Annotated in this window: 16 protein-coding genes and 1 tRNA gene; 10 read left to right on the forward strand and 7 right to left on the reverse strand. The window is 57.6% G+C overall.

Features of this window, described 5'->3' with window-relative positions; genetic code table 11:
* Positions 1 to 4: 4 nt before the first annotated feature.
* Positions 5 to 439 carry a DUF5675 family protein gene (locus WMO46_RS11960; RefSeq protein ID WP_004293512.1) on the reverse strand — a complete coding sequence of 145 codons (435 nt, stop codon included), beginning with the start codon at positions 437 to 439 and terminating at the stop codon, positions 5 to 7.
* A 136-nt stretch (positions 440 to 575) separates the two neighbouring features.
* Between WMO46_RS11960 and WMO46_RS11965 the strand changes: the two genes are divergently transcribed.
* The gene (locus WMO46_RS11965; RefSeq protein ID WP_004293511.1) at positions 576 to 857 is read left to right on the forward strand and encodes an HU family DNA-binding protein; all 282 of its coding nucleotides are present in this window, start codon (positions 576 to 578) and stop codon (positions 855 to 857) included.
* 23 nt (positions 858 to 880) lie between these two features.
* Here WMO46_RS11965 and WMO46_RS11970 read toward each other — a convergent pair whose 3' ends face one another.
* The 5 genes from WMO46_RS11970 to WMO46_RS11990 form a co-directional block, all read right to left on the reverse strand.
* A complete protein-coding gene (locus WMO46_RS11970) occupies positions 881 to 1117 on the reverse strand; it encodes a hypothetical protein (RefSeq protein WP_004293510.1) in 237 nt (78 codons plus the stop codon).
* A gap of 295 nt (positions 1118 to 1412) precedes the next feature.
* Positions 1413 to 1589 (reverse strand): histone H1, encoded by a 177-nt coding sequence (locus WMO46_RS11975; RefSeq protein WP_004293509.1) that lies wholly within the window; start codon positions 1587 to 1589, stop codon positions 1413 to 1415.
* Between the two features lie 178 nt (positions 1590 to 1767).
* Positions 1768 to 3045, reverse strand: a complete 1278-nt coding sequence (locus WMO46_RS11980; protein ID WP_004293508.1) for a phage integrase SAM-like domain-containing protein — start codon at positions 3043 to 3045, stop codon at positions 1768 to 1770.
* A 237-nt stretch (positions 3046 to 3282) separates the two neighbouring features.
* Positions 3283 to 4479, reverse strand: coding sequence for a site-specific integrase (locus WMO46_RS11985; RefSeq protein ID WP_349094418.1), 1197 nt, complete (start codon positions 4477 to 4479; stop codon positions 3283 to 3285).
* 283 nt (positions 4480 to 4762) lie between these two features.
* Positions 4763 to 4833 (reverse strand) — tRNA-Gln (locus WMO46_RS11990).
* Between the two features lie 137 nt (positions 4834 to 4970).
* Between WMO46_RS11990 and WMO46_RS11995 the strand changes: the two genes are divergently transcribed.
* On the forward strand, positions 4971 to 6212 hold the full coding sequence (locus tag WMO46_RS11995) for a nucleoside permease (RefSeq protein ID WP_019151145.1): 1242 nt from the start codon (positions 4971 to 4973) through the stop codon (positions 6210 to 6212).
* Between the two features lie 7 nt (positions 6213 to 6219).
* Positions 6220 to 7077, forward strand: a complete 858-nt coding sequence (locus tag WMO46_RS12000) for a nitroreductase family protein (RefSeq protein ID WP_349094419.1) — start codon at positions 6220 to 6222, stop codon at positions 7075 to 7077.
* A 48-nt stretch (positions 7078 to 7125) separates the two neighbouring features.
* Here WMO46_RS12000 and WMO46_RS12005 read toward each other — a convergent pair whose 3' ends face one another.
* Positions 7126 to 9981 (reverse strand): putative LPS assembly protein LptD, encoded by a 2856-nt coding sequence (locus tag WMO46_RS12005; RefSeq protein WP_278966775.1) that lies wholly within the window; start codon positions 9979 to 9981, stop codon positions 7126 to 7128.
* A gap of 140 nt (positions 9982 to 10121) precedes the next feature.
* On the opposite strand from WMO46_RS12005, the gene WMO46_RS12010 reads away from it, so the two are divergent.
* From WMO46_RS12010 to dnaJ, 7 genes are all read left to right on the forward strand, one after another.
* Positions 10122 to 11324 carry an N-acetylmuramoyl-L-alanine amidase family protein gene (locus tag WMO46_RS12010; RefSeq protein WP_278966776.1) on the forward strand — a complete coding sequence of 401 codons (1203 nt, stop codon included), beginning with the start codon at positions 10122 to 10124 and terminating at the stop codon, positions 11322 to 11324.
* A 10-nt stretch (positions 11325 to 11334) separates the two neighbouring features.
* Complete coding sequence (locus WMO46_RS12015; protein ID WP_278966778.1) at positions 11335 to 12342, forward strand: MlaD family protein; 1008 nt, start codon at positions 11335 to 11337, stop codon at positions 12340 to 12342.
* A 147-nt stretch (positions 12343 to 12489) separates the two neighbouring features.
* Entirely contained in the window at positions 12490 to 14976 is a 2487-nt protein-coding gene (locus tag WMO46_RS12020; protein WP_278963947.1) for an endonuclease MutS2, read from the forward strand.
* 319 nt (positions 14977 to 15295) lie between these two features.
* Complete coding sequence (alr, locus tag WMO46_RS12025) at positions 15296 to 17665, forward strand: alanine racemase (protein ID WP_278965398.1); 2370 nt, start codon at positions 15296 to 15298, stop codon at positions 17663 to 17665.
* A complete protein-coding gene (locus WMO46_RS12030) occupies positions 17665 to 18378 on the forward strand; it encodes an SAM-dependent methyltransferase (RefSeq protein WP_019151138.1) in 714 nt (237 codons plus the stop codon). Before alr ends, WMO46_RS12030 begins: the two co-directional genes overlap by 1 nt.
* Before the next feature lie 84 nt (positions 18379 to 18462).
* Entirely contained in the window at positions 18463 to 19071 is a 609-nt protein-coding gene (locus tag WMO46_RS12035; protein WP_026076609.1) for a nucleotide exchange factor GrpE, read from the forward strand.
* 4 nt (positions 19072 to 19075) lie between these two features.
* The gene (gene dnaJ / locus WMO46_RS12040; RefSeq protein ID WP_349094420.1) at positions 19076 to 20245 is read left to right on the forward strand and encodes a molecular chaperone DnaJ; all 1170 of its coding nucleotides are present in this window, start codon (positions 19076 to 19078) and stop codon (positions 20243 to 20245) included.
* Positions 20246 to 20323: the final 78 nt, after the last annotated feature.

Below are 20323 nucleotides of genomic sequence, written 5' to 3' on the forward strand. Positions count from 1 at the left end.
AGATTTATACAATCTGAATGGTTATGTCCCTTTCGGACTCGAGTATAGCATACAGTTTTTGGAATGTAGTACGGGATTCCAAAACTTTTCCCTTGACCGTATTCTTTCCCACGATGATACAGCCGGCGGAATCGACTTCGGTATTGCCGGAATGGATCAGGATGCCGAGGAAATGCGGCACATCATGCAGATATGGCATTTTCTTCTTGTACCTGGGACTGTACTGAAGAGTGACTTTATAAGTCCCGGCAGGAATGGCAGTCTTGGCATAGACCTTTTCCTTGCAGGTACAGGAACGGCCGCGAGGAGTATCCGGACAGGTTGCCGGAAGTTCCCTCACGGCATCTTCGATGGTATTACAGAAAAATTTGCCGTCGATGGACAGGTCACCTATGGTATAGGTCTGACCTTTGAATTTGCGGTTGAGTGTCAGCTTCATACTTCGATACTATTTGTATCGAAAGAGTAGAGACGGACGCCGGCTAATGTTTATTATATGTGTTTGTAAAAGGAGGATATTTCAGGAAATGATGTATCTTTGTGAACGGATTGACAGTATTTAATCAAGAGTTAATATGACAAAAGCGGATATCGTCAGGGAAATAGCAACGCAGACCGGTCTGGAGAAGCAGGTCGTGTTACAAGTTGTCGAAGGATTCATGGATAGCGTAAAGTCTTCCATGATAAACGGCGAGGAGGTTTATCTTCGCGGCTTCGGCAGTTTCATCATCAAGCACCGTGCGGAAAAGACAGCACGCAACATAAGCAGGAATACCACGGTGATAGTGCCTGCCCACAATATCCCGGCATTCAAGCCGTCAAAAGCCTTTGCAGGAAGGATGAAATCAGACAAATAAGGTGATTATATGCAACAGGAGCGTTATTCAGATGATCCTGTTACTTTATACAGGGCAACGAGGTTGGCATTGTCCGATTGGAACAGGAAACGGCCGTTGCTTAAAAGGCATTCGTGGATGGTGTTGTCATTAGGATCCGACTCCAATAAAGCCCCCGCCTTGTTTTCATCGATAAGAAGCATTTCTATGCCTTGTACGGTGGCGGCAGTTGCATCAGCAGGAATTTTCAAAAGTTCATCCATCAGATTCATGTCGTTCATAATATCTCCGTATTTGGCTTGAGTCCCGTCAAGCATTCAATGTACCAAGACCAAAAAGCGTGGGACATAACCCGTAGCACCGAGGTTCTGGTAAACCTATCCGCAAACAAGTTAAGCCCACGCAAAAGCATAGGCGAAAACTGTTTGTCCTGCGGATAAGTGAAATTTACCAGATTTCGGTGCATGACAAAAGCTAACGCTTTCCGTATTTTATTATGTCGTTCTGCCAATATGGTTTTTATGCCGCATCTGCAGAAGAACCGGCATTATGTGATAACGACCGGACGTGTAAAGGCTATTTCTTGGATTCTTCCAAGGAAACCTTACGAAACTCTTTCATCAGTTTTTCCAATTCCAACGAAGTCTTGCGGGCACGGGTACCTGCGGCCTTGTTGCCTTTTTCAATCTGAAGTGCCGCATCCGTGGAGAATGTAGCATATACTTCCTGTATCTTTGAAACCAACTCTTTCATATAAATATTATTTAAGTTATTGACTACAAAGGTAGTGAAAATAATCAAGAATAAGAGCGATTCTGTCAATATAATAAATATCACATTGGTAATCAATGACTTTTAACAGCCATTATACCGTATGATTTATCCATCAGAGAAATTGTCAAGGTGTTTACAACTTTATGGATATGTCTGGTCAGAACATTTCTTCCATCTGCCGCTTGATTTCTTCCCGCTTTGTATTCTTGTAGTAATGCTTATAGATGGTCAATGGGCTGTTACCAGCCATCTCTGCAACCACATACGGATTATTACCGGCATCTACCATCTTCGATATGAAAGAGCCACGGGCGGAATACCATGTGATGTTTTCTTTAATGCGCAACATCTTGCATGCTTTCGTCAAGGTTTGTGAAAGGCGTGTGGAAATTTGCTTGACACGTGTAGTCTTCTTGGAAGTGGTCGTGTGTTTATGAGTAAAAACAGGAAATACATAATTTCCATAACTTTGCCCACGGTATTTATTCATGATGGCTTTTGCTTTACTGAGTAATTCCGGTTTGGCTGTTTTGGGAAACTTGATACGTTCATAGACGATGCGGTCTTCCTGGACCAAATCCCATGTCAGGTTACATACATCGACATTCGCCATACCTCCGGTATAGTAGCTGAACAGGAACAAATCAAGATGCAACTGCTCTTTTTTCGTAAACAAGGTACGGTCAACATTTGCGATTTTAGCTATGACTGTTTCCGGAACTGCTCTTGAAGTGGTTTCCGGCCAATTAATATCATCACCGAGACAGAGGAAGTTATCCATATTCACCCCGTACATCTCTTTCTTTTCTGCCTGCCTGCATACGGCACGGAGCAACCTTAGTTTGTGTGTAAGTCCGGCCTTGTTGCCATTTCTGATACCTCTTTCTTTAAGCCAAAACGCAAAGTCAAGAAGAAACTCTTCTGTAATATCCGTAAAGAAATAAGAGGAAAAGGCTTTTTCATATTTTTCCTTTGTAAACGCCTGCAGTTCACGCTTGAGATAGACATACCGTTTAGCATTGGTCGTGCTGTCGACAATCTGACCGTTCTTGATGCGTTTCTTGTTTTTGAATGTCTCTTCAAGATAATCGATCATCTGCTGGACACTCTTTACTTTGACCTCGGGTTTGGCCGCCTTGATTTCATCGAAGCAATGTGATAGCTGGACGGGCGACCAGTTCCTGCCTTCCATCTCCCAGGTATCGGCGACATGCAGATATTTGGTTCGCAAATCGAAAAGCAGTTTGTTCTTGGTAGTGGCCTCCGCACTCCCTACACGGAAACTCTGAGACTTGACATCCCAGTCTTTTAATAGCCCTGTGATGTTTATAACCTTCGGCACACGGGCGTAACCGGTCTTGAAGAAAATTATCTCCAGCTTGACCATCTTGGTGTCTTTCGGGTTCTGCTTACCCCTGATGTTAATCGTGTACATAGACTGATAACGAGTTAGTTAATGACTTATTATTAATTCGCATTAGTAGGAATCAATTGGTATTAATTAACCTACATAGAAACCTACATGAAAAGAGTAGTTTCCTTAGCGAAATAATGTTTATACGGATAAATCCGTACTTGTGTCATTTACTAACTCGTTATCAATCAACTATTTTCCCTAATCACAAAAGTTGTGTCCGAAAAAAGGGTGTGCCGATTTTGGCAAGCCTTATAATTATGAAGAGAGTTCCGCTTCGACCTTTTCCATATCTCGGCTGATTGAGGTATTGAGGACTTTGGCATAGTGCTGAGTCATTTTGATATTACTATGGCCGAGCATCTGGGAAACATTCTCAATAGATACGTTATTGGCAAGAGTAACCGTCGTGGCAAACGTGTGACGTGCGCAATGAGTCGTGAGTTGCTTATTGATTCCGCACAATTCCGCGATTTCTTTCAGCCCGTCATTCATGGTTTGATTGGCCGGAACCGGGAGTAATCGTCCTTCAGCTTTGGCAAAGTCTGCATAACGGTCGAGTATCTGTATGGCAGGTTTGAGAAGAGGAATATTGCACAAACTGTGGGTCTTTGTTCGGGCTTTTACGATCCATTGCTTACCTTCCTTACCCGTTACGATCTCTTTGGCGGTCAGCGAATAAACATCAGCATAAGCCAACCCCGTATAGCAGCAAAACAGGAAGATGTCCCGAATACGGTCATAACGCGGATTTTCGAATTTTGCCTGGGACATTGTGTGCAATTCCTCCTCGGTCAGAAAATCTTTCTTGGTTTCTTCCAATCGCAGTTTCAATAATGCTACGGGGTTGTTTTTCATCACTCCATGGGCTATGGCTATATTGATGATTTTGCTGATGTTTTTAAGGTATTTTACCACGGTGTTGTTGCATTGTTTCCGTGTTACAAGTAGGAAATGGACGTATTTTTCGAGAAATTCGACCGTGATGTCGTCTGTGTAAATGTCGTTCTTTCCTTGCGTCTGCATAAACTCTTTGAGGTGGTTTAGCGAGGTTTGATAGCGGATGGCCGTGCCTGCTGCTACTGTCTTACCTACGAGTTCCGATTGCATCCGGTTGTGTTCTTCGCATAGGTCAATGAATGAAATCTGTGGTTTGTCAAAACCTCGGTAACGGTTGGTTACGGCTTTGGCGGTTACCTGCTTACCCTCGCTTTGTAAGGTTTGAGCTATGGAGAACAGGTCGTATTCGATTTTATCCAGATAGGCATTTAGTGCCTTGTTTTTTGAGCCGACGGGTTTTACTCGGCCTCTTGCCGTCACCCATTGCTCTTGATCGACTCCTCGTCCTATTCCGAACTCTGAATAGGCTCGGTTGGCTGATACCCGAACGTATATAGGTGCTTGGCCAGTACGCAGGAGTCGATGCCGTTTAATGAAAAACAGTATCGAAATCATATTAATAAGATGATTTTTAATTAGTTAGACTAAACTATGCAGGGAGATAAGGCTATAATGCCTTTTGGGATATACACAAAGATACGTAAAATTTTCCATTTTTGCAAGTGTAAAATATTGATATACAAAGAAATGGAATGAAATTTGTTGGACTAAAATTTTAGTCTGAAAGTCCCACGATTGGTCCAATTAACACCCTGCGTGAAATGGCTTTTTACTGCACTTTGATAAATGATAAAATCCCCACAATTCATTGAATTGCAGGGATTTACGCTGAATTTTGTTGAGCTACCAGGATTCGAACCTGGAATAACAGGACCAGAATCTGTTGTGTTACCGTTACACCATAGCTCAGTAGATTTTGGTGATGCAAAAGTAGGACTTTATTTTTCAAATGCAAAGAAAATTACCGAAATTTTTTCGTACATTTGTTATAATCCCGCGAAGGGAAAACCGTTTGAAACTTAAAATTTACACAAAATCAGAAGATTATGGGAATTAAATTCCGGCTTATCGTCATGAACTTCCTCCAGTATGCGATCTGGGGTTCGTGGCTCATCTCGCTGGGGGCCTATATCGGGGGGCTCGGTTTCTCCGGATTGCAGATAGGCAGCTTTTTCGCCACGATGGGCGTCGCCTCGCTGTTCATGCCCGCCGTCATGGGAATCATCGCCGACCGCTGGGTTCCGGCGCAGAAACTGCTGGGCATCTGCCACCTCGTCAGCGGCGGGTTCCTCATCGCCGCGGCCGCGCAGACCCAATATGCGCCGCTGTACAGCTGCATGCTGCTGAGCGTGATGTTCTACATGCCGACCATCGCGCTGTCGAACTCCGTAGCCTACAACGCCCTCGATCTGGCGAAACTCGACAGCGTGAAGCACTTCCCGCCCATCCGCGTGTGGGGCACCGTGGGATTCATCGCCGCCATGTGGTTCGTCGATCTGGTGCATATCGGAGGCGTGCAGATCAAACTCACCGCCTGGCAGTTGTATGTCGCGGCGGCGTTGTCGTTCGTGCTGGCCGTCTACTCGTTCACGCTGCCCGCATGCGCCGTCAACCGCGGCGTGCGCAAGCAGTCGTGGGTCGATACGCTGGGACTGCGCGCCTTCGCGCTCTTCAAGGAGAAGCGCATGGCCGTCTTCTTCATCTTCTCGATGCTGCTGGGCGCCGCGCTCCAGATCACCAATGCCTTCGGCGACAGTTATATCCAGAATTTCGGAACGATGCCCCAGTATGCCGATTCGGCCATCGTGAAACATTCGGTGATCCTGCTCTCGCTGTCGCAGATGTCCGAAACGTTCTGCATCCTGCTGATTCCCTTCTTCCTCCGGCGTTTCGGAATCAAGAAGGTGATGCTGATCTCGATGCTGGCCTGGGTGCTGCGCTTCGGCTTCTTCGGCGTGGGAAACCCCGGTTCGGGAGCCGTGTTCCTCATCCTCTCGATGATCGTCTACGGCGTGGCGTTCGACTTCTTCAACATCTCGGGGTCGCTCTTCGTCGAAAAGGAGACCAGCCGCGAGATACGTTCTTCGGCGCAGGGCGTCTTTATGATTATGACCAACGGTTTCGGCGCCTTCTTCGGGTCGTATGCCGCGGGCGCCGTGGTGGATGCCTTCCATTGGCCCGATTCGTGGTTCATCTTCGCGGGATACGCCCTCGCGGTGGCTGTCGTCTTCGCACTCGTCTTCAAATACAAGCACGACCCCGCCGAAATGGAGGGTGTGAGCCATTAGGAGCCCGATGGAGATTTCGATCCGGGAGAGCTGCATCCGCTGCGGCCGTTGCGTGAAGGTGTGCCCTTCGCAGATTTTCGAACAGGAGGGAGCCGGGGCTCCGGTGACGCTGTGCAACCCCGGGAGTTGCATCGTCTGCGGTCATTGCGTGGCCGTTTGTCCCACGGGGTCGGTGGCGCACGAGGCGTTCCCGCCAGAACGGGTGCACGCCGCCGATTACGCCGCGCTGCCGACGCCCGAACAGGTGGAGCTGCTGATGGCCGTGCGGCGGTCGAACCGGGCCCTGAAAAAGACTCCCGTGCCGCAGGAGATGCTGGACCGCATCGTTGCGGCGGCGGACCGCGCCCCGACGGCCAGCAACGCCCGGCAGCTGGGCTATACGCTGGTGACCGATCCGGAGAAGCTGCGGGGGATTACGGAGTACACCCTCGGAGTGTTCGGAAAGCTGGAAAAACGCCTGCGAAGTCCGCTCGTGCGGCCGTGGCTGAGCCGCATCGTGCCGGAGGTGTACCGCTATGTGCCCGTCTTCGAACGCCTGCGGCGCGAGTACGCCGAAGGCCGCGACCGCGTGCTGCGGGGTGCGACGGCGGTGCTGTTCATCCATGCCCCGAAGGAGAACCGTTTCGGGGCCGAGGATGCGAATCTGGCCTGTCAGAACGCTTCGCTGATGGCCGAAGCGCTGGGCGTGAGCCAGATTTACATGGGGTTCGTGCTGACGGCCCTCCGGCAGGACCGGGCGGCGCGGCTGAACGGGATGCTGGGGCTCGAAGGCCGCCGCATCTGTGCGGCGATGGCTTTCGGGATGCCGCAGTTCCGCTATCCCCACTACATCGACCGCGAGCCGGCCGAGGTGACGCATCTGTAATTAATTAAAGCGGTAAAGAAAGCGGCCCCGACCGGGGCCGCTTTTCGTTTAGTACATGTTGTCGTACATCGACTGCGACTTGTCGTATTTCAGGTCGGAGAGCGACGCAGCCTTGACGCCGATGTTGAAACTCCACGAACGGTGGTAGCCGAACGGTATCCACGAGAAGGACATCTGCCAGCAGTGGAGGTCGCGCGTGATGGAGACCGACGAGGTCGTGAGCTTCCGTTGCTTGATGTCGAAGCCGCCCTGGAAATTAATGCCGGTTTTGGGCGTGACATTCAGCGAGCCGTTGAACCCGACCGTCTGGGTGACGTTCTTGCGGTAGCCCGTCGTGCCGTTGTTGACGTAGGAGATCGAGTAGTTGACCGAGTAGTTGAAGCCGAAGTTCCACGGCAGCGAGAAGTCGTAGTAGCTCTGCGCCATGTACTGCCGCCGCAGCACGGGGTCCATGTGCCCGTAAGGGTCGTAGAAGGGGTTCATGTACTCCGGAGGGATCGACGTGATGTCGTTCATGGCCGGCTGGGACTTGTCGGCGCGCGACTTGAAGGTGTAGCCGAACGACCAGCCCGTGGAGACGATACGCCCCGGGAAGAAGAGCTTGTCGTAGCGTTTGCCCTCGGGCGAAACGCGGTAGGGGTCGAGCGTCGCCGAGAGGTTGATGCCGAAGTTGTTGAACAGCGTCGTGCGGAACGAGATCGGGATGGTTGACAGGCGCATCGAGTCGGCCAGGAAGTTGTACGAGCCGCTGATGCGCAGTTCGTCGATGAGCTTGATCTTCTTCACGCCCGAGGTGTCGCGTTTCGAGAGCACCTTCATTTCGAGGTTCTGCGACAGCGAGAAGTTCATCGACATCGAGCGTCCCGACGACGGAACGCCGTAGGCGTTGACGGCATAGGGCGAATAGGTCGTGAAACGGCCCGTCGAGTCGGTCTGGCGGGTCTTGTAGTAGCCGTATTTGGGGTCGCTGAAATCCGGGGCGTAGGAGAATCCGATCGAGGGGGTCAGCGTGTGGCGGATCGCCTGGATCTTGCGGTTGCGGCTCTTCTTCGTGAAGTCGTACATGCCGTAGACCGTCGTGGAGGCCGAGACGCTGAGGTTGTAGTTGTAGAGGCGGTAGAAACCGTAGTTCGTGGGCAGCGTGTCGGTCTGGTTCGTGACGGGGTTCCACTCGTATTCGACCTTCTTGAAGTACCACTTTTCGTTGTAGTTGACCGACGGCGAAAGGTTGATGTAGTTGAAGAGGTTGAACGACGCCGAGATGGGGATCGAGTGCTCGATGCCGTTCTTCATGTTTTCGAGCGTCTTCTTCGAGAAGATTTCCGACTCGGTGGTGGTCACCGAGTTGGTCATCTTGCCCGTGTACTGCATCGAGATCTTCTCGTACCAGCGGTCCTTGCCGGTCTTCTCCTTGCGTTTGAAGGGGTAGAAGCGCGAGACGTTGAACACCACCGTCGGCAGCGTCACCGAGATCGACTTGTTCTGCGAGTTCTGCGAGATGGCCATGTTCGCCGAGAGCGAGAAAGGCGTGCCGGCCCAGTTCTTCGAGTAGGAGATCGTCGAGTTGGTCTGCGTGGCGAGGATGTCGTTGAGGTTGGTGGCCGAATAGCGGCTGTAACCGCTGGTGGCGAAGTTCACCGAGGCCGAGAACGTCGAACCCGGGTTGGCCTTGGCGTCCTGCGAGTGGGTCCACTGGATGCGGAAGTTGCTCTGCTTGATGTAGTCGTCCTCGCCCTTTTCGCCCGTCTTGACGTTTGAATACTGCATGTTGAAACTGCCGCTGTACTTGTAGCGCTTGATGTAGCGCGAGGCGGCCGATGCCTCCCACGAACCGAGCGTGTAGAAGCCGCCGCGCACCGCCAGGTCGGCGTATTCGCCCAGCGTGAAGTAGTAGCCCAGGTCGCGCAGGAAGAATCCCTTGGAGTACTCCTCGCCGTAGGTCGGCATCAGCAGGCCCGACTTGGGACCCATGTTGATCGGGAAGAAGCCTTCGGGGATGCCGAGGAAGTAGATCGGCACGTCCTCCATCACCAGATAGGCCGGGCCGGTGACGACCTTCTTGCCCGGAATGACTTTCGCCTTGGTCATCGCCAGATAGAAGTGCGGGTGGTCCGTCTCGTCGCAGGTGGTGTATTTGCCGTGTTGGATGTTGATCGTGTTGTCGGGCATCTTCTTCACGCTGCCGCCCACCAGCCAGCCGTCGCCCTGCTGCGTGGCCACGCCCTTGATCTTGGCCTTCTTCGAGTCGAGGTTGTAGGTGATCGTGTCCATCTGGTAGGAGGCCGAACCGTCGGAGAACTCGGGCTTGGTGATGATGAACTTGCCCTCCACCGAGTCGGGTTTGCCGTAGGCGTGGACCAGTTTCGAGTTCATGTCGATGCGCATGAAGTCGGCCTTGAGGTTGCTGTTCTGATAGGTGACATCGCCCTGGTTGTAGATGTAGACCAGTTTGTTGCGCACGTCGTAGACCAGCGAGTCGGTGTTCTTGCCCGCGATCGGATCGTCGAGAAAGGCGCCCGCGGGCCGCGGTTTCTTGACCGTGTCGCGGTGCAGCGTGTCTGCGGCGAGCGCGTCGGGGCGGGACATGTTCAGCGAGTCGGTTTTCCGGGCGACGAGCGAATCGACCTGCGCCGAGAAGAGCGAGTCGCGCTCCTCCTGCGGCAGGGCGTTGAAGGCGGCGCGCCGCCGGGCCTCTTCGCGGGCCTGCCGCCGTACTTCGCGCCGCGAGGGGGCCGGCGCTTGGTCCGCAGACGGGCGCACGGTGTCGGCGGGAGGGGGAGTCGGAAGGGTGTCGGACACGGGGCCGTCGAACGCCGCGCGGGGGGCCGCGCCGCCCAGGACGATCTGGGCGAACAGGAGCAGAACCGTCGCCGACAGGAGATATTTTACCCTAATTCTATCCAAAATCCCAAAAATTTTCCATACCTTTGCCGACAAGTCGGCAAAAACGCCCGGAATGCCCCGCAGGTGCGTTCCCGCCGCATTTTAAGCCCGACAAAGATAGGTAAAAAAATACAGAAAGCTCACATTTGCAACCATTAAATATGCGCACACGACTCTTGTTGCTACTCCTCTTCGCAGCCGCAATCGTTTTTACCAACGTTGCCGCCGCAGAGAATATTGCGCACGGCTTCGAAGTCGTGGTGATCGACGCAGGACACGGAGGCAAATTTCCCGGGGCGCATTACGGGGGAGTCTATGAAAAGGACCTGACGCTGAAGGTGGCCTTGAAGCTGGGCAAACTCATCGAGGAGGGGATGCCGGGTGTGAAGGTGGTCTACACCCGCAAGACGGACAAGGAGCTGGGGAAGGACCTGGCTTCGGACTTGCAGGCGCGTGCCGACATCGCCAACAAGGCCGGGGGCGACCTCTTCATCTCGATTCACGTCAATGCGGCGCCCGTCGCGGCGGCCCGGGGCGTCGAGACGCTCATCATGGGCGAGAGCCCCAAGGAGCAGCTTTACAACGAGAACGCCCTCTACGAGAGCAACCGCGAGGACCTGATCGACATGTCCGACGAGCGGACGGCGGCCATCGTGCGGGCCTATATCCAGAACTTGCAGTTCACCTACGGCGAGTACAGCATGGCCCTGGCCCGCTGCATCCAGAACAACTACCTGAAAGCCGGGCGTCATTCGCGCGGCATCAAACCGCAGCTGCTGCGCGTGCTCTACGCTACGGACATGCCGGGCGTGCTGACCGAGATCGGATTCATGTCCAACCCGCAGGAGGCGGCCTACATGAAGTCGGAGAAGGGGCAGAACGAGATCGCCCGCTCGCTATACCGGGCCGTGCGGGACTATTCGTCCTATGTGATCGGGACGCGTATGGCCGGGGAGGAGCAGGCGAAGCCCGCCGCTCCGGAACCCGCGGCGAAGCCCGCGGCCGAGACGCCGAAGCCGAAAACGGAGCCCGCGAAGCCGAAAGAGAAACCCGCTGCGGAGAAACCGAAAGCGGATGCCGCGAAACCGGCCGCTGAAAAACCGGTGCGGAAGCCTGCCGCGCAGCCCTTGCGCTACACGGTGCAGGTGATGGCCTCGGCGTCGCCGGTGTCCGTCTCCTCGGCGCAGTTCCGCGACTACAAGGGCAAGGTGAAGCAGTTCACTTCCGAGGGGCGTTTCCCCTACAAATACTGTGTGGGAGAATACGAAACCCGCGCCGCGGCCCAGCGCAAGGCGGCCGAGGTCCGCAGGGTATTCCCGGAGGCTTTCGTGGTGAGCTGCCGGGGAACGCAAATCGTAAAATAAAATTTCAGCTATGAAGAGAGAAGCTAAAATCGGAATTTTCGCCGTGGCGATGCTCATCGCCGCATGGGCCGGAATCCGGTTTTTGAAAGGATTCGACATTTTCAGCCGCAATTCGGTCTATTACGCCGCCTATGACCAGATCAACGGCGTGCAGACGGCCTCGCCGATCATGATGAAGGGCGTGAAGATCGGTACGGTGACGGGCATTTCGTTCGATCCCGGGCGCAGCGACAACGTCGTGCTGCAACTGACTGTCAAACGCCAGTACCGGATTCCGACCGATTCCGAGGCCAAGATATTCAGCAACAGCCTGATGGGGTCGAAAGCCATCGAGATCACCTATGGTTCGGCCCATACCTATCTCGAAAAGGGCGACACGCTGCGTTCGAGCCGCGACCGCGATCTGATGGACATGGCGGGATCGGAGCTGGATTTCTTCAAGCAGAAGATCTCGCAGGTGACGGGCGACCTTTCGCGCACGCTGACGAACCTCAATGACCTGCTGGAGGCCAATGCGCAGAGCATCACCGGGACGCTGGGCCATCTGGATACCGTCACGGGCGACCTGGCCGGGATTCTCGACGCCGAGAAACACAATCTGAAAGCCGCCGTGGAGAATCTCACGGCCTTTTCCGCGATGCTCGGCGAGAACGCCCCGCGCGTGGACAGCATCGTGGGGAGCGTGAACCGCATCGCCGCGGATCTGGCCGACGGCGGATTCGCGCGGCAGCTCTCCGATGCGGTCGGCGAGGTCAACGGTCTGCTGGCCCGCATCGGGTCGGGCGAGGGAACCGTCGGCAAGCTGCTGAACGACGCCGCGCTCTACGATTCGCTGACCGAAGCGAGCGACAACCTCGCGTCGCTGCTGGCCGACCTCGAAAAGTACCCCGGCCGTTACGTCCACTTCTCGCTCTTCGGGCGCAGTCCGGAGAAGATGCAGGAGAAGGCCGACCGGAAGGCTGCAAAAGCTGCCGCCAAGGCCGAACGCGATTCCTTGAAATTAAAAATGAAGAATTAAAAATTAAAAATGAAAGGACCCCGGGCGAATATTTTCTGCCTGCTTTGTCCGATAGGATGGGACAGTCTCTCTTAAAAACGAGATATGCCTCCAGCAGACCGAATCCCAAATTTTTAATTCTTAATTTTTCATTTTTAATTTATCGTCATGATTTACCCTGCCACATTCGAGCAGAAAATAGGCTTCGACCGGCTCCGTGAGCAGGTCGCGGCCCTTTGTACCATGCGCGCCGCCCGCGGACGGCTCGCCGACGAGGGCTTTTCGACCTCGCCGCGCGAGATCGAACGCCGCCTGGCGCTCGCCGACGAGATGCGTCTCGTGCTCGAAATGGAGCGCGATTTCCCCGGCGGAGAGTATCCCGACGTTGATTACGTCGTCGCCAAACTGCGCGTCGAGGGTTCGTTCCTCGACGTGGAGGAGGTCGTGACCCTGCGCAAGGCGCTGTCGGTCGTCGGCGGCATCGTCGCCTTCATCCTCGGCCGCGAAGAGCGCTATCCGACGCTGTATGCCCGCACGCGCGGCGTGGCGGCGTTCCCGGAGATCGTGCGGTGCATCGACGCCATTCTGGACGGCTTCGGCAACGTGAAGGACAACGCCTCGCCGGCCTTGCAGGAGATTCGTCGGGCCATCCGCGAACGCGAGGGGCAGGCGGCCAAGCGCTTGCAGGCCGTGCTGGCTGCGGCCAAGGGGGCGGGCATCGTCGATGCCGACGCCCAAATCTCGATCCGCGACGGGCGGGCCGTGATTCCGGTCGCCGCGGGCAACAAACGCAAATTGAACGGATTCATCCACGACGAGTCGGCGACGGGAAAGACCTTCTACGTCGAGCCGGTCGAGGTGGTGGAGATCAACAACGAGCTGCGCGAACTGGAGTATGCCGAGCGGCGCGAGATCGTGCGCATCCTGACTGAGTTCACCGAAGCGATCCGTCCCGACGCCGGACTGATCGCCGATTCGGGCGACTACCTCGCGGAGATGGACATGCTGCGCGCCAAGGGGCGCTGGGCCTCGGAGAACCGCTGCGTGCGGCCGATCCTCTCGACCGACGACCGGCTGGTGCTGAAGAACGCCCGCCATCCGCTGTTGCAGCAGACGCTGAAAGCCGCGGGACGCGAGATCGTGCCGCTGGACCTGCAACTGGACCGCCGCAAACACATCCTCGTCATCTCGGGCCCCAATGCCGGCGGCAAGTCGGTCTGTCTGAAGACGACGGGCATCGTGCAGTATATGTTCCAGTGCGGATTCCCGGTTCCGGCCTCGGAGGTCTCGGAGCTGCCCGTGTTCCAAAGCATCTTCATCGACATCGGCGACGAGCAGTCGATCGACAACGACCTTTCGACCTATTCGTCCCACCTGCTGAACATGAAAAACATGCTGGCGGGGGCTTCGGACCGGACGCTGGTGCTGATCGACGAGTTCGGGTCGGGAACCGAGCCCGTCATCGGCGGGGCCATCGCCGAGGCGATTCTCGAACGCCTGCTGGCGAAGGGGTGCTACGGCGTCATCACGACCCACTACGCCAATATCAAATACTATGCGTCGTCGGCCGAGGGCATCGCCAACGGCGCGATGATGTTCGACGTGCAGAACATCCGGCCGCTGTTCCGGCTGGAGACGGGCAAGCCGGGCAGTTCGTTCGCCGTGGAGATCGCCCGCAAGATCGGGTTGCCGGAGGAGATCATCCGCGCGGCGAGCGAGAAGGCCGGGTCGGACCATATCAACATCGAAAAGCAGCTGCGCGAGATCGCCCGCGACAAGCACTACTGGGAGCAGAAGCGCGACCGCATCCGCCTGACGGACCGCAAGGTCGAGGAGTTGGAACAGAACTACGCCGAACAGCTGGCGAAGATACGCGCCGAGCGGCAGGAGATACTGAAGAAGGCCAAGCAGGAGGCGCAGCAGCTGATCGCCGACGCCAACCGGCAGATCGAGAACACGATCCGGACGATCCGCGAAGCGCAGGCCGAGAAGGAGCTGACGCGGCTGGCGCGGAGGGAGCTGGACGATTTCCGCGAGACGGTCGAGCAGGCCGATTCGTCGGAGAAGGAGGCTGCCGTGGCCCGCGAGATCGAGCGGATCGAACGCCGCCGCCAGCGGCGCGACGAGCGCAAGGCCCGGCAGGGGGCGAAAGCCGCCGAAGCGCCTGCACCTATGCCCGAGAAGCCGCGCGAGGCGGTAGTCGGGTCGAAGGTCCGCATGGCCGGGCAGGAGATGGTCGGCGTGGTGCAGTCGGTGAAGGGCAATCGGGCGCAGGTGGCCTTCGGGCAGATTCTGACGACGGTGGACAAGAGCCGGCTGACGGTGGTCTCGAACAACGAATACCGCGAGGCGACACGCCCCGTGACGGCCCGGACGGTGGTGTCGGTGGACATCTCGTCGCGCAAGCTCAACTTCAAGGACCACATCGACGTGCGCGGCATGCGGGCGTCGGAAGCGCTGGACATGGTGCAGAACTTCATCGACGACGCGCTGATGGTCGGCGTGGGGTCGGTGTCGATTCTCCACGGCAAGGGCACGGGGGCTTTGAAGGAGGAGATCCGCCGTTACCTGCGCACGGTGCCGGAGATCGCTTCGGCGGCCGACGAGCATGCCGACCGCGGCGGGGCGGGAATAACGATCGTGACTTTTTCGTGATGGCGGCGTATTTTCGCGCTTCCCTTGCGTCCCGCGAATGGGAAATACGCCTGTATGTCCCTTCCGTGTGCCGCGGCACGAAGCCCGAAACTGCATCCGCTCTGACGAAAAAAATTGAAACGAATGATTCCGACTTGATGCCGGAGCCGTGAAACGCAGGGCGGACTAAAAGCGCGAGCGGAGGGGACGGTTTGCTTGCAAACCCGCGAATAGTCGCCCGGAGCCAGCGTTAGGCCGCCCTAAGTAGGCGAAGGCATCCGTCGGAGAGTTTTTGGTACTTTTTGCGGAAAAAAGTACCAAGGAAAAATTTAGGTATTTTATGAAATATCTGCTTTCGCAAATCGCCGCCGTCGTGGGCGGCAAGTTCTCGGGCACGGACTGCGAGGTGCAGTCGGTGGTGACCGACAGCCGTTCGCTGACGTGCGAGCTGGGCTCCGGACCGATGTTCGTCGCCATGTGCGGCGCCAACCACGATTCGCACGACTATATCGCGCAGATGTATGTGCGCGGGGTGAGGGCGTTCCTCACCGAGCGCAGCGTCGAACCCCTGCCCGGATGCGGGTACGTCGCGGTTCCGAACGCCATCGCGGCCCTGCAATGCCTGGCGGCCTACCACCGGGCGCAGTTCAAAGGCACGGTCGTGGGCATCACCGGGTCGAACGGCAAGACCGTCATCAAGGAGTGGATCGCCGAGGAGCTGCCCGCAGGGATGAAGTGCTACCGCTCGCCCAAGAGTTACAATTCGCAGCTGGGCGTGCCGCTGTCGGTGCTGATGATCGAGGGCGACGAGCAGCTGGCGTTGATCGAGGCGGGCATCTCGAAGCCCGGGGAGATGGAGCGGCTGGAGCGGATCATCCGTCCCGACGTGGTGGTCTTCACCTCGATCGGCGACGCGCATCAGGAGAACTTCCTCAATCTGGAGCAGAAATGCAACGAAAAGATGATCCTCGCCCACCGGGCCCGGACCATCGTTTACCATAGTTATTACGAGCCGCTGGGACGCATGATCGCCGCACGGTTCGCCGAACGGAAGCTCTGCGACGCCGCGGCGTGCCCGCAGGTTCCCGAGGCGGTGATCGGCAACGAGGCGTCGCGCCGCAACGCTCAGCTCGTCGAGGCGTTCTGCGCGGCGATGGGCTATCCCGCGCCGTCGTTCTCCGAGGCCCCCGAGGTCGCCATGCGGCTGGAGGTCAAGGACGGCATCAACGACTCGGTGCTCATCAACGACGCCTACAACCTCGATCTCAATTCGCTGGCGCTGGCGCTGGACTACCTGCACAACGTGGCGTTGTCGCGCCGCCGGACGCTCGTGCTGTCGGACATCGCGCAGAGCGGGCTGACGGACGACGAACTGTACGGCCGCGTGGCCGGGATGGTCTCGCGGGCGGGCATCGACACGCTGATCGGCATCGGACCCAAACTGAAACGCTACGCCGCGCTGTTCGACTGCGACAAGGAATTTTTCGCCTCGACCGACGAGTGCATCGCCCGTATCGGCCGCCGGGCCGTGGCGGGACGCGCCGTGCTGCTGAAAGGGGCCCGGGAGTACCGCTTCGAGAAGCTGGCCCATGCCCTGGCGCGCAAGAGCCACACGACGGTGCTGGAAGTCGATCTCGACGCAATGATCCACAACCTCAATTACTTCCGTTCGAAACTCGATTTCCGGACGAAACTCGTGGCGATGGTCAAGGCGGGGTCGTACGGCGCCGGGGATTTCGAGGTGGCGCAGATGCTCCAACATCAGGGCGTCGATTATCTGGCCGTGGCGTTCGCCGATGAGGGCGTGTTGCTGCGCGAGCGGGGGATCACGATGCCGATCGTGGTGCTGAACGCCGACGCCGACAGTTTCGACCAGATGATCGCCAACCGGCTGGAACCCGAGATATACAGTTTCCGTTCGCTGGCCGATTTCGCCGATGCGGTGTCGCACGCCGGGGAGATCCGCTATCCCATCCACCTGAAACTCGACACGGGCATGCACCGGCTGGGATTCATGGAGAATGAAATCGAGCGTCTGTGCGGGGAGCTGCCGAAACTGTCTGCCGTGAAGGTGGCGTCGGTATTCTCGCACCTGAACTGCGCCGACATGCCCGAAGAGGACGCCTACACGCGGGCGCAGATCGCGCGTTACGACCGCATGAGCGCGGCCGTCGCCGCGTCGCTGCCGTATCCCGTGATTCGCCACACGGCCAATTCGGCCGCCATCGAGCGGTTTCCCGAGGCGCAGTTCGACATGTGCCGCCTCGGGCTGGGGCTCTACGGCTTCGGCTGGGAGCACAATCCGGGCCTGCGTCCGGTATCGACGCTCAAAACCCGCATCGTGCAGATCAAGCGTCTCGAAGCGGGCGACGCCGTGGGATACGGGCGCGCCGGGAAGCTCCTGCGGCCGACGGTGACGGCTACGGTGCCGATCGGCTATGCCGACGGGCTGGACCGTCACCTGGGGTGCGGACGCTGGTCGATGCGCGTGAACGGGCGGCCCGCGCCGATCGTCGGACGGGTCTGCATGGACAGCTGCATGATCGACGTTACGGACATTCCGGGCGTCGGGGAGGGCGACGAGGCGGTGATCTTCTCGGCGGAGCCGGGCAACGATCTCGAAACGATGGCCCGCGTGCTGGAGACCATCCCCTATGAGATCATGACCTCGGTGTCGGGGCGTGTGAAACGGATTTACCTCAAAGAGTAATGGATTACGGAACCCTCTATCTGATACCTTGCCCGATCTCGGACGAGACGGCGCCCTGGGACGTGCTGCCCGCGGCCAACCGCGACGTGATGAACTCGCTGGACTATTTCATCGTCGAGAACACGCGTTCGGCGCGGCGCTTCCTGTCGAAAGCCGGCGTCGAACGCCCCATCGGAGAGCTGGAATTCCGCGAGCTGAACGAGCATACCGCCGCCGGACGCGAGGTCGAAGAGCTGGTGAAACCCTTGTTGGAGGGCCGTTCGGCGGGGGTGATCTCCGAGGCGGGCGTGCCGGGCGTGGCCGATCCGGGGGCGTTGGTCGTCGAGGCGTGCCACCGTCGCGGCATCCGCGTGGTGCCGCTCGTGGGACCGTCGTCGATCATCCTCGCGGTGATGGCGTCGGGGCTCAACGGCCAGTCGTTCGCCTTCAACGGCTATCTGCCCGTGAAGCCGCCCGAGCGGGCGAAGGCCATCCGCTTTTTCGAGCGGCGGGCCCTGACCGAAGGGCAGTCGCAGCTGTTCATCGAGGCGCCCTACCGCAACGGGAAGCTGATGGAGCAGCTGGTGCAGACGCTCGGGGCGGAGACGCGCCTGACGGTGGCCGTGGAGCTGACGGCTCCCGGCGGGCGGATCGAGACCCGCACGGCGGGGGAGTGGCGGCGGCGTCCGCTGCCCGAACTGAACAAACGCCCGGCGATTTTCATCATCGGGTAGCATCGCCCTTGAAATCCGGCCTTTGGGCGGGTTGGTATGCAATTTGTTCGAATAAAGGGAGGAAAACTGAAAAAATTACAAGATATGAAAAAGCAAGAAGTTTATAATGAAGCCGTTAGCGGCGACGAAGGTTTCGCTCCGGGCGACGGTTATCCTTCGTGCGACGGTGAACCCTGTGCCAATGTGTCAGACACGGCAGACGATGCGACTGACACAATGGCAGACGACGATCCGGCTGCCGAGGACGATGCCGCCAAGGCGCTCGAAGCGGCCGTGGCCCAGTGGCAGGACAAATTCGTGCGTTTGCAGGCCGAGTTCGACAACTACCGCAAGCGGACGCTCAAAGAGAAGATGGAACTGGTGCAGACCGGGGGCCGCGACGTGCTGCTGGCCATGCTGCCCGTGCGCGACGACGTGCAGCGCGCCGTGGACGCCATGCAGAAGAGCGACGATCTGGAGGCGCTGCGGGCGGGCGTGACGCTCATTTCGCAGAAATTCACCGAGGCGCTGCGCCAGAAGGGCGTGACCGAGATCGAGGTGCTGGACAAGGAGTTCGACGCCGATCTCTCGGAGGCCGTGGCGCGGTTCGCCGCCGGCGACGAGAAGAAGGGCAAGGTCATCGACGTGGTTCAGACGGGCTACAAGCTGGGCGACAAGGTGCTGCGCTTCGCAAAAGTTGTTGTAGGAGAGTAGGATCATGGCAGAAAAGAGGGATTACTACGAAGTGCTGGGCGTCCAGAAGAACGCTAACGCTGACGAAATAAAGAAGGCATACCGCAAGGCGGCCATCAAGTATCACCCCGACAAGAATCCCGGGGACAAGGAGGCCGAGGAGAAATTCAAGGAGGCCGCGGAGGCTTACGACGTGTTGTCGAATCCCGACAAGCGCGCCCGGTACGACCAGTTCGGCCATGCCGGAATGAGCGGCGCGGCGGGCGGCGGAGCCGGGGGCTTCGGCGGATTCAGCGGCGGAGGATTCTCGATGGAGGACATCTTCTCGCAGTTCGGCGACATCTTCGGCGGCCATTTCGGCGGCGGGTTCCGCTCGTCGGGCGGCGGCGGTGCGCGCCACGTGAACCGCGGTTCGGACATCCGCGTGCGGGTCAAGCTGACCTTGGCGGAGATCGCCAACGGCGTCACGAAGAAGCTCAAGATCAACAAGACCGTGGCCTGCGACAAGTGCGGCGGCACGGGGGCCAAGGATGCCAATTCCTATTCGTCCTGCCCGACGTGCAACGGCACGGGGTATGTCACGCGCGTGGAGAACACCTTCTTCGGCCGCATGCAGACGCAGGGCGTGTGCCCGACGTGCGGCGGTTCGGGCAAGGTCGTCACGGCGCAGTGCGACAAGTGCAAGGGCGAAGGGACGCTGCGCGGCCAGGAGGTCGTGGAGATCCGCATTCCGGCCGGCGTGGGCGAAGGCATGGTCCTCACGGTCACGGGCAAGGGAAACGCGGCGCGTCAGGGCGGCGTGAGCGGCGATTTGCTGGTGATGATCGAGGAGAAGCCGAACCCCGAACTGGTGCGCGACGGCAACGACCTGATCCACAACCTCAATATCACCGTGACGACGGCCCTGCTGGGCGGCACGGTGGAGGTGCCGACCGTGGACGGACGCGCCAAGATCAAGATCGCCCCGGGAACGCACGCCGGCAAGGTGCTGCGTCTGGGCGGCAAGGGTCTGCCCGACGTGAACGGCTACGGCCGCGGCGACGAGTTGGTGGTGGTGGACATCACCATCCCGGCGAAACTCTCGGCCGAGGAGAAGAGGCTCGTCGAACAGCTGGCGGCGCAGCCCGGGTTCCAGAAGGCCGAATCGGTCAAGAACCAGAACATTTTCGAACGGATGAAGAGTTTCTTCCGGTAAGAAGATTCGAAGGTAGGTTCGACCGTTTGATTAGTTTCGGTCGGTTGTGTTCAGGGCGTTCCGCCCTGTTTGCGAGTC

The sequence above is a fragment of the Alistipes intestinihominis genome (assembly GCF_040095975.1).
GTDB classification, from domain to species: Bacteria; Bacteroidota; Bacteroidia; order Bacteroidales; family Rikenellaceae; genus Alistipes; species Alistipes senegalensis.